Genomic DNA, 14069 nt, shown 5'->3' on the forward strand with positions numbered 1-14069 from the left:
CCCTTTAAGGATTGAGGCGAATCCCCACCCCAAAGCGGTTAGAAAAGACATCGTATTCATAAAGCCCATCGCCATAGCCATTAAAATACTGCATGTAAAAGCCCACAAAGGGGTTAATCCTAAAAGTGTAACCAATGCGGATTGCGCCATGCCAGCGTTTATAACGCCAATACTGCGTGAAGAGATCGTAAATACGCATTTCAAAATGATGCCGACCCCGCCTATAGTCGATCAAGGCATTCCCATAACCCATGTAGGCGATCAAATTGGGATTAGATTGGTTATAGGGGATGTAGGGCCAGTAACCAACTCTAATTTTGAGCCCCCCCTTTTGCCATGTGAGTTTGAATACCGGGCGTTGCCCCGCACTCACTGAGCGGCAACCCCCATCAAGCCCCCCCTGCTGGACGATGATTTGCTTATTCTCTTCTGTAATGTGAACGGGTGTTCCCGGAAAGGCATCAGTGGGATTCCCATTTTTAAAAGGTTGGTAGCACTGCCTACCCCCAATACCATTGGAAATATGTTGCCAACCAATCCAAAACTCACTCAGATACCCCATCTTTTTAGTAAAAAAGGGGATATTGAGAGGGTAGACATAAATGAGCTCGGGCATGTAATTGACCATGCGCATGGGCGCGCTTTGGGGGTTGTTGTAAATTTGAAACCAGTTGGTTTGGGTGTAGGCTAAATAGAGTGTGCCGGTGGTGAAGAGAAAATTCTTAAAGGCGGGCACTCTAAAGCTCACTTGGAATTTAAATTCTGTGCTTTGGTAACGGTTGATGTCGGGGTGATACCACTGGTAAATGGGAGTAAAACTGTGGTAAAAAGGCATAAAGTAAGTCCCACGGTGTTCCATAATATCCAAGTATTTTTTGGCAAAATCAAGCAAGGGATGAGATTTTTTGGGTTTTCTAGGGGCAACTTCCCAGCTGTTTTTGAGTCGGTAAAAATCCGGCTTGTAAAAGTCATCAAAGGGCGCGCTGGTGTAACCCGTGTTTTTGAGTTGGGATTTACTCAAGCGCCCTTCAAATCCTTCGCCCTTTAGATAAAAAAGACAACAGCCCAGGGCTAAAACAAGATTACGCACTTTTGAAAAATGGCAAACAGGGGATCAGCACCACCACCACAGGGGCGATAAAGCGCACACTAAAAAACCACACCAAAAAGGCAGGACGGCTTAAAAAACGCGCGCTAGCTTTATACAGGCGTTTTTTATGCATAAACCACCCTAGAAAGATCAAAGAAAACAACCCCCCCAAGGGCATCAACACCGAAGAAGTGATGAAATCCGTCCAATCAAAAACGCTCTTATGAAAAAAAGTTAGAGTCTTGGCATAATCCTTGTGGATGGAGAAAATCACCAACAAGCCCAAAAGAAAAATCCCTAGTCCCACCAAATAAGACGCTTTGAAACGACTCCACTTCAAGCGGTGCATCAAATAGAGGATCGCAGGCTCGATCAAGGACACCGTAGAAGTGATCCCCGCAAAAATCAAGGCTAAAAAGAATAAAAAGGCAATCAGGGAGCCTACAGCACCCATGCTATGGAAAATTAAGGGCAGGGAAATAAAGACTAACCCCACTCCTTGAGAGGGCTCGCCATTGAAGTTAAAAATAAAGGTGAAGATCATAAGCCCTGCCACAAGAGAAATGCCAATGCCGGGCAAAACCACCCATAGCGAACTGCCTAAGAGATTCTCATTAGAACGCGTGAAAGCCGCGTAGGTGGTGATGGTCCCCACCCCCAAACTTAAAGAAAAGAACATCTGCCCTAGGGCTTCTAATAACACCTTGGGAGTGATCTTGCTAGCATCAAAGCTAAACATATAGACAAGTGCCTTAGAAAAGCTGGGCAAGGTCATGGCATAAAAAAGCAAACCGATGAAGATGAGGAACAAAAGAGGCATAAGCCACAGACTTAAACGCTCGATCCCCTCTTTGATCCCCTTAGAGACAATCCACACGGTGAGCCACAACCAAAGGCTAAAGCCCGCAATTTGCCATGCCAGATCGCTAGAGCTCAACACACTAAAGGTTTGTTTGGCTGCTTGCAAAGAAGCGGGCAGATTGAAACTCACCTTGAGCAAATAATAGAGAATCCAGCCCAACACCACCGCATAAAAGGACATGATAATAGGTCCGCCCAAGAGCAAAACTGCGCTCCAAGCCCACACTTTTTTATGCTTGGTATTGAGGTGTTCATAACAAGAGACCACATCCTTACGCCCCAAGTTGCCAATCACCATATCCACCAAGAGCATAGCCACGCCTAAGGTGAGGGTGAGCCCCAAATAGAGCAAGACAAACGCCCCCCCCCCATTGCTCCCAGCCATGTAAGGGAAACGCCAAATGTGTCCTAGCCCAATAGAGCTCCCCAGAGTGGCTAAGATGAAACCTAATTTAGAAAAGCCCATACTAGCCCTGTAAAATCTTCACCCAAATCACCAAAATCACAACCGGCGCGATGAATTTGAGCAAAAACACCCACACGGAAAACATCCAGCGGCTTAAAAAGTGCAAGCTCACCGCGTAGAGTTTTGTCCTGCTCACCACCCAGCCCACAAAGAGCACAGACACCAACCCCCAAAAGGGCATTAAAATGGATGTGGAAAAAAAGTCGGTTAGATCAAAGAGGCTTTTGCCAAAAAATTTCAGATGTGCCCCATATTTGGCATTCAAAGAGAAGATCAACACCACACCCACCACAAAAACCGCCCCTGTGAGTGCCCATGTCGCCTTAAAACGCGAATAATTCTTATCCACCAAATACTGCACGGGGGGTTCTAAAAGCGCGATGGTAGAGGTGATCCCTGCAAAGGCTAGAGCGCATAAAAACAAGATAGACACCACACTCCCCATCACCCCCATTTTGGAGAACACCACAGGCAGGGAGACAAAGATGAGTCCTGCCCCCTGTGAGGGGTTAGCCCCGTATTCAAACACGAAAGTAAAAATCATCAAGCCAGCCATCAAAGAGATCGCAATGCCGGGCAAGACAATCCAAATCGCGCTTTTGAGTAGATCTTGTTTGTAATGCGTGGAAGAAGCATAAGCGATATTAATTCCTATGCCCAAACTCAGCGCAAAAAACACCTGCCCTAGCGCGCTCACAAAGACTTTTTGGTTAAACTCGGCGATGCGAATCCCAAACATGAAATCTAGAGCTTTATGGAAAGAGCTTTGGGTTGAGGCATAAATGAGCAAGCCTATAAAGATGATGAATAACAAAGGCATTAAAACAAAATTGAGCTTTTCAATGCCATCTTTAACCCCCCTAGAGACCACCCAAGCACTGAGCAAGAGGGTGATAGCCAGCCCGATAACCTGCGTGCCAATGGAGTTGCCCAAGAGATTGGTTAAGATTTGCTCTGAGGCTTTGACATCTGTGGGCAAGTTAAAACTCACCACCCCCAAATAGTAAAACACCCAGCCTAGCACGATTCCATAAAAAGTTAAGATGATGGGTCCAGTAAAGAGCATTAGCCCGGCATAACGCCAAGTTTTGCGCTCAGGGTGGGGGTCTAGCTCAGCAAAGGCAGCCGCGACATCCTTTTGGGTGCTCTGCCCTATCACCATTTCTGCAATCAACATCGTGAGCCCTATGGTGAGAGAGAGGATCAAGAACAAAATCACAAAGCCACCCCCACCGCTTGTACCGGCCATGTAAGGAAAACGCCAGATGTGTCCTAATCCTATGGAACTCCCTAAAGCGGCTAAGATAAAGCCTAACTTGGAGAAGTTATTCACTTAAGGCTCCTTTCTGTTGGAATAAAAAAAGCCACATTCTAGCACAGCAAGGTTTAATGTTTACTTTATTTAGATAGAATTAAAACTTTTAAGTCATTTTTGGGGTGGCATGCGTTTTAGGGTTTATTACGAAGATACGGATTGTGGCAGGATCATCTACCACGCTAATTATTTAAAATACTGCGAGCGGGCTAGAAGCGAGATATTTTTTGCCAATGAGCTTAGCCCCTACGATCAACAAGGCTTTTTTGTGGTGCAATCCCTGCAGGCGCAATTTTTTGCCCCGGGCAAATTGGGCGACACTCTAGAGGTGCTTACAAGATTAAAAGAGCTCAAAAGAGTGAGCGTGATCTTAGAACAAGAGGTGCTAAGAGTTGCCCCTCAGAGCGCGCGCCTTTTTTGTATGCAAGTTAAGCTAGGTTTTATTTCTCAAGCCACCCACACCCCCACACCCATCAGCGCGCCCTTTATAACTTTGCTCAAAAGTTTGATCTAGCACCCTTGAGAGTGCAATTCTGGGGCTTTATGGCTTTGATCCACAATGGGGGTTAGATTGGGAGAAAAACCAACAAGATCCAAAGTGTAAAAGACATTTTGCCCCTTTTCATAGCCCACCACCACAAGTGCATCATCCACTAAGGCGAGTGCGCTAGGGTTGCTAATCTGGCTAGGCAAGCCATAGGCATCTAACACCTGCGCGCTAGCTGGATCGATCACCAATAAAGTATTGAACGCTTTGCTCAAGGCTAATAACTTGCCTTGATAGAGGGCTAGCCCGGTGATGTAAAATTCGCCTAAATGGCGTTGGGGTTTTAGGGGGGTGTTGGTGGTGGCTTGCACGATGCGCTCAGAATTCAAGCCCAAATCTTGATCCAACATGCTAATTAAGATCAAATTTTTATAGCGCGCATTAGGCACACTCAACATATAAGTGTAAGTGCCATCGCTACGCGCGCTCAATACATAGGAGGTGGAAGCTCGACTTGTGCGCAAACGGCTACGCCCTAATTCTTCAAATTGGTGCGCCCCTTGCAAGAATTGTGCGAAATTATTCCCCGTTTTGGGGTTGTAGCGCACATCTGCACTGCTCTTATTTTGTCCCATCACTCTAATGATATTGCCCACCATATTCACGCCTACAAAATTCTCTATGGTGGCAGAATAGTATTTATCCAACACAAAATGCGCCAAAATGCTCTTTAGGTCTTTATCCACCACATAAAAGCCTTCTTTTTGCGTGCCGATCAAAAAGGTATTTTTTAATAGCGCATTATCCCCAGCGAAAGTGTCCGGGGAGAAATAGGGGGCGTTGTTTTGTTGGAGGGGAGCGCAACCCTGACTTTTGGTGAGCACAGCTAAAGGATTAAGGGGGGCTTTAATGGGGGTGATGGGCGCGCTTAAGAATAAAAGATCGCTAATGGGGGCATTTAGGGCTAGAGAAAGTGTTTTTTGGGATTTTAAGGGGAGCTCTTTGTGGATTTGCAGGGGGGCGTGGTGGTAGTCGCGATCCCATGCATGTTTGTCATCAGCCAAAATAGGGGTCTCTACTATTCTTTTACCCCAAGCTCTAGGAAAGCCCATGTGCTTCCAATTTTGCGCGCTCCACACATTTTCTTTGAAATTCCAAGAAAAGCGGATGGGATCGCCCTGCCCTAGATAGGGGAAGGGTCCAGTGGAGATAAAAGCCTGCACCATGTTTGTGATGGCAATCACACCCACGATGAGAAATGCCCAAGAGTTCGCCTTGCTCAAGTCGCGATAAGAACGCCTGCTCCCCCCCTCTTGAGCTAAGGTTTGAAAACTGGGCGCAAAGAGCAATAACCCCCCTAAGATCAGCACCACAAACCAAAAGACCACATGCGCCCAAAATTGCGTGTGTAGTCCTAAAACAGAGAGGGCAAAACCCTGCCCCACATCTTCTAGCGCGTGGTTGCCATAATGGTAAAAGCTTTGATACAAACCCCCCGCCACCACTAAGAGCAAGATCGCTAGGTATTTGGGCTTTAAGCCATAGCGCAAGATAAACAGCCCTGCCAAGCCCACATACACCATGCTTTGGCGCTCCGCCCAACACTGGATACAGGGCGAATCCCCATAAATAAAGCCCAGCACAAGATTACCAATCCCTACTGGCAAAGAAACAATCCCAATAATGGCTAAAGAAAAGAGGAAGTAAAAAGTTCGAGTTTGTTGCATAAGACCCCTATAAATTCACATTGGGGAAGAAGTTAGAAGTGTGCGCGACAAACATTACTAACTCCACCAACCACGCCACTACAAAAATTCCAAAGGCTAATTTTTCACAAGCGGGCTTGAAAAAGAGCAGACACACCACCACAAACACCGCCATAAAGCCTAAAAATTCCATCACACCCCTTTTTCTCAACATCCCCCAAAAGCGCAGAGTATAGCACAAACGCGCCTTACATACCAGCAATACGATGCAACACATCTACAAGAGAAAGCAAAGGCTTAGAAGGAGGTCTAATAAGCAAAGCCATTTGGGAGCTTAATGTGCCATTGAAGTGTCAAAGAGGGCAGAAGAGAGTGTTGGCACGGCATGACAAAGATTTTGAAACACGCTATGTTTATCACCAGCGCACAGCATAACCCCATGGCTAGATCTTGAAGGCGTTGTATCCCTCTTTGGGATAAAAAAGTGGTGCTGTGGTGTTATTCAAGTGTGCAGACAAGGATTTTTGCCCAATTTGGCTTTATCCTTAGCCATGAACATGTGTTCTTTGGCATTGTTGGTGTTATTAAGGCATCGTGGATTATGGAGTATTTTTATTCAAGAGCAAATCTATGGGACTGGATTGTAGGGCGTTGCCTGTTTGTTTTATTGGGGTGTGGGTTTTTAGTGGTGGGGGAGTCGTTGTTTTGCAGGAAATAGGCTAAAATCTTTAGTAGTGGTTTTACCCACCCCCAAAACCCCTTGACTCTCTTTCTATGGCTCTGTATAATAGGTGTCTAAATTTAGAAAAGAGAGTAACAAATGGGCAAAAGGACTTTCACTGCCATTACGCATATCACGAATACGACCAACCACAGACCCAAAGTTGAGCGTTCATGGATTGAGTTTTGGAAAAAAGAAACCGGCAAATCTAGCCCAAAATGCTGTATTTATGGCTGTTCTAATAGTGCCGATCGGGGCGCGCATGTGTATTTGGATGATGAGCGCAGTTGGTGGGTTGTGCCGGTTTGTTCGAGCTGCAATCCAGCAGATAATAGCTCTTGGGATGTCAAGGCAGACACAATCGCCGTAGAGCTTAAAGGCTCTGGCAAATGGGCTTAAAACTTTAAACCCACAAGAAACAAACATGTTTATCCAAGATTTGAGTGTTGAACAACAACAAGTGTTTTTGTATTTGGCTAGAAAAGTCATTGAAGCCGATGGCGTGTTGCACGAATTGCAACTAGGCGCGCTAGATGTGATCAAAAAGCAATGCGAGTATGGCATTAGTGAAAAAGAAGTGCCTTTAAGCGAGCTGGGTAAACTCTTTAACACCAACCACGCCAAACATGCCGTATTACTAGAGTTAACCTCTGTAGCACTCGCGGATAGCCGTTGGCATGACAATGAGAGGGACACCATCTACTCTTATGCCAAAGAAATGGGCGTATCCACGCATAAGGTGGATCAACTCAAAGACTGGGTGGTGAAAAATTTTATGCTTTACCAAGAGGCGGCTAAGATGTTGGATTAGGAAGACAACATGGACGACAGATTGCAAAAATTAGAAGACATCAAGGCGAGGGCTGAAGCGAATAAAAAGAAATACGAAGGCTCAACAGGGCTTGTTGGGTAGCTTTGCAGAACTGTATCTGCGGTTACCGCGGGTATGGCTGAACAGACAATGAAAAAGTTAAAATAACCTTGTAAGATGCAAAATAACCCAACAAACTCCAAACCCCCCAAGGTCCCCAAGCCCTTAGCTGGTTTTGCCATTGGGGGCTTTTTGGGTTCTATGATCCCTCTAGTGGGCACTTTGGTGGGGGCAGGTGTGGGGACTGTGGTGGGGGGGGTGATGAGTCTTAAGGACAATGAAGAATAGTATTTCTTCCAAACTTCTTTTAGGGTCATTCCCCTTACTTTCCATAATGATCGTTTAAACTGGCTTTGTGCTTATTCTCTGCTAACATCACCACCAGCATTAAAACAATAGCGCACACGCCCCCGCCCACCATCACATAAAAACCCCCATCCCAACCAAAGCGATCGGCTACAAAGCCTATCAAGGCTGAAGCAGACACAGTGCCCCCCAAATACCCAAATAAGCCGGTAAAGCCGGCCGCTGTGCCGGCTGCTTTTTTGGGAGCTAGCTCTAGGGCATGCAAACCAATGAGCATCACAGGACCATAGATGAGAAAACCAATGGTGGTCATCAAAATAAAATCTAAGAGTTGGTGGGGGTTGTTATACCAATGGGGATAATGGGCAAGTTGGTCTTTGGGCGTAGCCGGGTTGAGCCAGAGAGCTAGCACGGCTAGAGTGGTTAAGATCATAAAGATCAAGCCGGTTAGCCCCCTTTTGCCCTTAAAAATCTTGTCAGACACAAAGCCACAAAGCAGAGTGCCCGGAATGGCGGCTAATTCATAGAGAGTATAAGCCCACGCCGTGCCCTTGATATTAAAATACTTGACTTCACCCAGATACACCGGCGACCACTTCAACACCCCATAGCGGATTAAATACACAAAGACATTTGCCAGTGCGATCGCCCATAAGAGTTTGTTTTTGAGCACATAGGTGATAAAAATCTCTTTGGTGCTTAAATTGTGCTCGTAAGTTTTTTCATTGTAGTTGGGGGGGTAGTCGTTGCGCCATTTTTCTATGGGAGGTAGCCCGCAAGATTGGGGCGTGTCTTTCATCACCAAAAACACCGGCACAGCCATGAGCATGGCTAAAATACCCGGGTAATACAACGCTTGATGCCAGATGTCCTTAGCGCTTGCTTGTACCCCATGTTGGCTAAAGTAAAGCGCACCAGCTAAGAGGACCATCATACCCGGCACCATCCCGCCCACATTGTGCGCACAATTCCACACAGACACCACAGACCCGCGCTCAAGGCTAGAGAACCAATGTACCATCGTGCGCCCGCAGGCAGGCCAACCCATACCCTGAAACCAGCTATTTAGAAAGATAAGAACAAACATGATCGCCACACTAGAAGTCGCCCAAGGGGCTAACCCCATAAGTGTCATGCACAAGCCCGATAACAATAACCCAGTGGGTAAAAAGACCTTAGGGTTGGAGCGATCCGAAATGCCAGCCATGAAAAACTTGGAGAGCCCGTAAGCTAGACCCATGCCCGTGCCAATGATGCCCAGCTGGGTTTTGGTGTATAAGCCTGCTTCAATGAGCCCCTTTTGAGCCAAATCAAAATTAGAGCGCGTGAAGTAATAGGCGGCATAGCCAAAGAAAATCCCTAAAAACACCTGATAGCGCAAACGGCGGTAAGTGGGATCGATCTTATCTGCCTGCAAGGGGGGTTTGTGGGGGGCGTTTTTGAAGGGACCAAACATGCAAGCTCCTTTGTGTTAGCCTACCAAATAAAAGCTATTTGAAGGGTTAGGCAGAGAGGAAAATAGGACTTGTAGTCTGATAAATGCGTTAAACTTGCTATAATTCTACAAACCAAACAAAGGATGTGCATGTGGCGTGAGATGCGTTTTGGAATTTTTGTGGGGGTGTTCGTGGTGGGGGGGCTTTGGGCGGCTAGCCACCACAAGCAAGGAGATGAGCAGGCGCAAACAAAGCAACCTCTCATAAGCGATACACAGATTGGGCTACGCAACACCCCTCTAGAAGACGAAAAGGATTTGAAGTTGCGCTCCTATGATTTCCACAAAAAACCCCCGGGGGAGAGCCAACGCTTTGAGCGTGCCTATGAGAACGCCCCACCCATGATCCCCCATGACACTACGGGGCTTTTGCCCATCACTAAGGAGAATAACCAATGCTTGGGTTGCCACATGCCAGATGTGGCTAGTAGCGTGGGCGCAACTCCTGTGCCCCCTTCTCACCTCTTTGACTTCCGCAACAACCGCCCCACTAAAAACAAGAGTGTGAGCGATGCGCGTTTTAATTGCACCCAATGCCACGCTCCCCAAGCTAACGCCCAGCCCTTGGTCAAGAATAATTTCAAGCCTGTTTTTACCAATAAAGCCCTAGAGTTTCGCTCTGATTTTATGGATGTCGTGGATGTGGGGGTAAAAGGGGCTAATCCTAAGGGTAAATCTAAACCATGACGCGCACGCATAAGTCATTACTGCCCTTTGGGGTGATCGCGCTGTTGGGGGGGTGCTGGGTGGGCGATCCTAGCGATGTCAACCCCAATCTCCCCGATGTGGACACCCTCAATGAGTGCGGGGAGATCAAAAATGAATGTGTCGGCAATAAGGACGGGGATATCCCTGATGAGAGCAAACCCAAACGCTACGGGGCTTTCCACACCATCTCCCTAGCCGGGGTAAAAATGGCGCATGGGGGTAAGTTTGCTATCTCGGCTCTACCTCCCTCTGGAGGGGGGTATATGCCCTACTACCCTATGAATCCGATGATGTATCCCATGATGTCCCCCTATGGCATGTACCCCATGGGTATGGGTCCTATGGGGATGGGGATGTATCCCTATGGCATGTATCCCATGGCGATGGGCATGCCCATGATGTATGGACCTTGGTGGTAGTTAGTAAAGCGTGATGTGCTCGGGTTTGCAAAAGAGCACTAACTCTTTGTCATTGTCTAAGTGGTAGAGTTCAATAGAGCCTTGATCGAGCACAAAATCCACACTACAATCATTCAGGGACACTTCGATGCGTTGCATGTTGGGTTCTTTGCGATCGGCTTTCATGCTTATGATCACCCCATTAAAAGCCATCGGATCCAATTTCAGGCGTTGGCTGAAGTTGGGGATCAACACCTCTATCACTTTGAGGATAATCGTAACATCATCGTCCACATTGCAATTTTCCACTTCGCTCTCAGAACACTTAGCTTGCACCACCACTTGGTGCGCTTCAAAATGCACTCTATACTTCCCCTGCCCTCTTTCGTGCAAAGAAATCTTGCCCCTAATGCGGTTTTTGACATAGATACTCATAACTCTCCTTGTGTGCGCTAAAAATCTAAAGGGGTATTCTAGCACAGAAAACCCCCGCTACAACCCCTTTAAATCCCCCCAGTTAGGCGCGATAGCCGTGTGGCACTCTAGGGGCACTTTAAGAGGGTAAATGTTTTCCATGAGTGCCTTGATCTCTAGGGCGAGATCGCCTGCTTGATCGCAGGGGGCTTCTAAGATGATTTCATCATGCACCTGCACTAGCATTTTTACTCTAGGGTATGGAGCGATGTGGGCGTGGATTTTGAGCATGGCTAATTTCACCAGATCGCTAGCACTCCCTTGAAAGAGGGTATTCACGCCTTCGCGCAGGTATTCGGCTTGGAGCTTGGGGGTGGCTTGCGCAAAGTCAAAATAGCGTTTATGCCCTAATAGCGTGGTGATCTCTCCGGTTTGCAAAAGGCGTGCTTTGAGATGTTGTAAAAAATCTTTGATTGTGGGGAAGGCGTTGAAGTAGCGATCGATGTAATCTCTGGCTTCTTGTTGGCTGATCTTAAGGGTTTCGCCCAAGCGTCTAGCCCCCATGCCATAGATCAAAGCAAAGTTGATGCTCTTAGCCGCGGCGCGTTTATCCGGATCATTAAATAGAGCCAAAGCGGTGTTAAGGTGGATGTCTTGTCCTTGCAAAAAGGCTTGGATTAATTGGGTATCCCCGCTAAAATGGGCTAAGAGTCTAAGCTCAATTTGGGAATAATCAACCCCTAGTAACACTAAATCGCGCGCGCTGGGGATAAAACCGTGGGCGATTTTCTTACCTAAGGGGGTGCGTATGGGGATATTTTGCAAATTAGGATGCGCGGAGCTCAAACGGGAGCTAGCGGTGGTGTTTTGGTAAAAGATAGTGTGAATCTTGCTTTGGGTGTTGCAAGAGAGCAGGGGTTGTATGTAGGTGGATTGGAGCTTGAAAATCTCGCGGTATTGCAAGAGCGCCTCTAAGAGCGCGTTAATATTGACATTGTGGATTGTCATGCCCGCATACGCGTCTTGCAGGGCTTTTAAACTGGCTTCATCGGTGGAAAACCCGGTTTTGATCTTCTTTACACCCTTGGCTTGTAGCCCCAAGTCTTGGTAGAGAAAATGCGCCCATTGTTTGGTGGAATTGACATTGAGAGGGGTGCGGGCTAGAGCGTGGATTTGATCTTGCAACGCCTTTAGAGTGTCTTGAAACTCTATGTGTAGACTCCCAAAATAATCCAAATCCACGCAAACCCCATGTGTCTGCATGTCTAGCAAGATTTCTAGCAGAGGGTATTCTAGAGTGTGAGCCAGTTGCCAAAGGGCTGGGCTCAAAACGCGTTGGTAATGCCTATAAGCGGTGGCGATTAGGCGCGTGTTGCGTTCTAACATCAAGGCATCTAAAGGGGCGTTAGGCTTGCTCTCAAAAGCCTCTAGCCCCAATAATTTGCCCAGCGCGCTAATTTGGGGTTTGATCTCAGAATCACACAGCCACGCCAATAGCGCGACATCTTCAAAGCGGGGCAAACAAGGGGGGGCTAAAAAGGCTAAAACTTCTTTAATTTGGTACCCGATGAGTTGGCATCGCCATAAAGCCTGTTTATCTATTTGGGGATTGTAGCAATCTAAAAGCCCAAACGCCCCACTCTCTATGTCTAGGATACCCAAAGTGGCGTTTTGGGGTTCTAAATAGATCGCGTACACGCTAGAGGTTTCTAGGTGTAAATCTTGGGATTTGGGGGGGCTTTTGGGGATGGGGGTAGGGGTGATCTGTTTGAGTAGCCCAAACATTTCGTAGTGCTGCAAGGCATCTGCAATACGCAATAAGGGGTTTTCTTGGGGGAAGGGTTGCAAGGTGGGAGGGTGGCTAAACAGCGTGGTGTTCAGGGTAGCAAGCTGGCGGCTTAAAAAGGCTTGTGGCTTGTCTTTGAGAAGCGCGCGTTGCAATTTGGAGGGGAGTTTAAGCTGTGTGATCCCATGGGTTTCTAGGGTGTCATAGAGATTTTCTAAAGTGCCAAAGGCTTGGATGAGTTTAGCTCCCCACACCGCCCCCACACCCTCCACACCCTTATACCCATCGCTACTATCCCCCACCAAAGCTTGGTATTCTACGAATTGGTGGGGGTAAATGCCGTATTTCTCCAAGCATTCTTCTATGCCCCTTAGAGTGTTGCTTCCTGGATCGCATAGCAAAATGCGCGGGCTGACTAATTGGTAAAAATCCTTATCCGCGCTCAAAATACGCACCTGCGCTTCTTCAAACACAGCGCACAAACTTGCGATCACATCATCGCTCTCATACCCGGGCACGCTAAAGACATCTAAGCCCATGCGCTCCATCCACTCCAAGATAATGGGCAATTGATCTTCTAGTCCGGGGGGAGCGACTCGATTGGCTTTGTAAGTGGGGCTCAATGTCTTGCGCTTATTTTCTTTACCCTCTAAGGCAAAGACCAAGTGATCCCCTTTGAGCTTATAAACCTGTTGGACCACGCGCACAAAAGCACTCAGCCATGCGGTATTTGTGCCCGTGGAGGTGCGCAAATCCTGTAAGTGGTAGTAGAATTTAAACAATAGGCTAAAGGTGTCTACAAGTTGGAGTTTCAGCGCGCTTCCTTTAAACACGCGCTAAAGAGGTATTGGTGATCTTGGGGTAACGCCTCATAGATCGCAAAGGCGAGTTGGCGAATCTCCCAAAGGGCTTTGCTGTCCGTGCGCAAAGAGAGAAAATTTTGCAAGCTACGCGCGTTCAAACTGAAAGCCAAGCTGGTCTTATAACTCTCAGGCATGGCAAATTTGGCGTAGTCGTTTTTGACATGGTTGCTAATGAGTAGGCGCAAATTTTCTAAAGCTTGCACACTGGCGTGATCCACCGCCTCTATTCCCGTAAACACCAAAAACTTTTGGGCGCGCTCAAGGTTTTGCGCGCTCAAGGGTAAGAAACTCTCTTGGGTTTTGAGTTCGCTCAAAGTGTAACGGCTAGATTTGACTGAAAAGCTCGCCATTCTGTGGCGCGCAAGTTCTTGCAAACACGCCCGGCTGATTCCAAGTATTTCAAAATTATAGAACAAATGCTCTAAGGTGGAGTTATGGCGGTATTTATTTGCCACGCGATCGATGAGTTCTAGATCCTTACGCCCGCCCCCATCGCTGTAAGCAAAACTCTGGTAACAGGTGCGAATCGCTTCGTAGCAACAACTCAATGGGGTGGCGTGTTTTAAATGCACTTGCACTAGT

15 protein-coding genes are annotated in these 14069 nt (G+C 47.2%); 6 read left to right on the forward strand and 9 right to left on the reverse strand.

The window, feature by feature from the left end:
• Positions 1 to 4: 4 nt before the first annotated feature.
• Genes EAO37_RS02510 through EAO37_RS02520 form a run of 3 tightly spaced genes read right to left on the reverse strand, consistent with a single transcriptional unit; the run spans position 5 to position 3750 of the window.
• Positions 5 to 1069: a phospholipase A gene (locus EAO37_RS02510; protein WP_162982217.1), complete on the reverse strand. Its 1065-nt coding sequence runs from the start codon at positions 1067 to 1069 to the stop codon at positions 5 to 7.
• Between the two features lie 13 nt (positions 1070 to 1082).
• Complete coding sequence (locus EAO37_RS02515) at positions 1083 to 2417, reverse strand: sodium-dependent transporter (protein WP_120951362.1); 1335 nt, start codon at positions 2415 to 2417, stop codon at positions 1083 to 1085.
• Between the two features lies 1 nt (position 2418).
• Positions 2419 to 3750 (reverse strand): sodium-dependent transporter, encoded by a 1332-nt coding sequence (locus EAO37_RS02520; RefSeq protein WP_120951364.1) that lies wholly within the window; start codon positions 3748 to 3750, stop codon positions 2419 to 2421.
• 109 nt (positions 3751 to 3859) lie between these two features.
• Between EAO37_RS02520 and EAO37_RS02525 the strand changes: the two genes are divergently transcribed.
• Positions 3860 to 4246: a YbgC/FadM family acyl-CoA thioesterase gene (locus tag EAO37_RS02525; RefSeq protein WP_120945785.1), complete on the forward strand. Its 387-nt coding sequence runs from the start codon at positions 3860 to 3862 to the stop codon at positions 4244 to 4246.
• Here EAO37_RS02525 and EAO37_RS02530 read toward each other — a convergent pair.
• Both EAO37_RS02530 and EAO37_RS09200 read right to left on the reverse strand, forming a co-directional pair.
• Positions 4243 to 5946, reverse strand: coding sequence for a disulfide bond formation protein B (locus EAO37_RS02530; protein ID WP_120951366.1), 1704 nt, complete (start codon positions 5944 to 5946; stop codon positions 4243 to 4245). The two genes, EAO37_RS02525 and EAO37_RS02530, sit on opposite strands and share 4 nt — an antisense overlap.
• A gap of 7 nt (positions 5947 to 5953) precedes the next feature.
• A complete protein-coding gene (locus EAO37_RS09200) occupies positions 5954 to 6118 on the reverse strand; it encodes a hypothetical protein (RefSeq protein ID WP_162982216.1) in 165 nt (54 codons plus the stop codon).
• Positions 6119 to 6745: 627 nt separating this feature from the next.
• Between EAO37_RS09200 and EAO37_RS02535 the strand changes: the two genes are divergently transcribed.
• From EAO37_RS02535 to EAO37_RS09205, 3 genes are all read left to right on the forward strand, one after another.
• Entirely contained in the window at positions 6746 to 7045 is a 300-nt protein-coding gene (locus EAO37_RS02535) for a hypothetical protein (protein WP_120945779.1), read from the forward strand.
• Between the two features lie 25 nt (positions 7046 to 7070).
• Complete coding sequence (locus EAO37_RS02540; protein ID WP_120951368.1) at positions 7071 to 7457, forward strand: molecular chaperone DnaJ; 387 nt, start codon at positions 7071 to 7073, stop codon at positions 7455 to 7457.
• 177 nt (positions 7458 to 7634) lie between these two features.
• On the forward strand, positions 7635 to 7805 hold the full coding sequence (locus tag EAO37_RS09205) for a glycine zipper domain-containing protein (protein ID WP_162982937.1): 171 nt from the start codon (positions 7635 to 7637) through the stop codon (positions 7803 to 7805).
• A gap of 34 nt (positions 7806 to 7839) precedes the next feature.
• On the opposite strand, the gene glpT is transcribed toward EAO37_RS09205, so the two are convergent.
• Positions 7840 to 9279: a glycerol-3-phosphate transporter gene (glpT, locus tag EAO37_RS02545; protein ID WP_120951370.1), complete on the reverse strand. Its 1440-nt coding sequence runs from the start codon at positions 9277 to 9279 to the stop codon at positions 7840 to 7842.
• A 129-nt stretch (positions 9280 to 9408) separates the two neighbouring features.
• Here glpT and EAO37_RS02550 point away from each other — a divergent pair, with 129 nt between their 5' ends.
• Together EAO37_RS02550 and EAO37_RS02555 are read left to right on the forward strand one after the other, a co-directional pair.
• A complete protein-coding gene (locus EAO37_RS02550; RefSeq protein ID WP_120944452.1) occupies positions 9409 to 10005 on the forward strand; it encodes a nitrate reductase cytochrome c-type subunit in 597 nt (198 codons plus the stop codon).
• Positions 10002 to 10445, forward strand: a complete 444-nt coding sequence (locus EAO37_RS02555; protein WP_120944450.1) for a U1 small nuclear ribonucleoprotein — start codon at positions 10002 to 10004, stop codon at positions 10443 to 10445. The genes EAO37_RS02550 and EAO37_RS02555 overlap by 4 nt, the downstream gene beginning before the upstream one ends.
• On the opposite strand, the gene EAO37_RS02560 is transcribed toward EAO37_RS02555, so the two are convergent.
• From EAO37_RS02560 to thyX, 3 genes are read right to left on the reverse strand one after another with little or no spacing between them, the layout of a single operon-like run.
• Complete coding sequence (locus tag EAO37_RS02560; RefSeq protein ID WP_120944448.1) at positions 10446 to 10859, reverse strand: hypothetical protein; 414 nt, start codon at positions 10857 to 10859, stop codon at positions 10446 to 10448.
• 57 nt (positions 10860 to 10916) lie between these two features.
• Positions 10917 to 13457 carry a DNA polymerase gene (locus EAO37_RS02565; protein ID WP_120951372.1) on the reverse strand — a complete coding sequence of 847 codons (2541 nt, stop codon included), beginning with the start codon at positions 13455 to 13457 and terminating at the stop codon, positions 10917 to 10919.
• Positions 13436 to 14065 carry an FAD-dependent thymidylate synthase gene (gene thyX, locus EAO37_RS02570; RefSeq protein ID WP_120944444.1) on the reverse strand — a complete coding sequence of 210 codons (630 nt, stop codon included), beginning with the start codon at positions 14063 to 14065 and terminating at the stop codon, positions 13436 to 13438. Before thyX ends, EAO37_RS02565 begins: the two co-directional genes overlap by 22 nt.
• Between the last annotated feature and the right edge of the window lie 4 nt (positions 14066 to 14069).

It is taken from the genome of Helicobacter sp. L8 (assembly GCF_003660355.1).
Lineage (GTDB): Bacteria > Campylobacterota > Campylobacteria > Campylobacterales > Helicobacteraceae > Helicobacter > Helicobacter labacensis.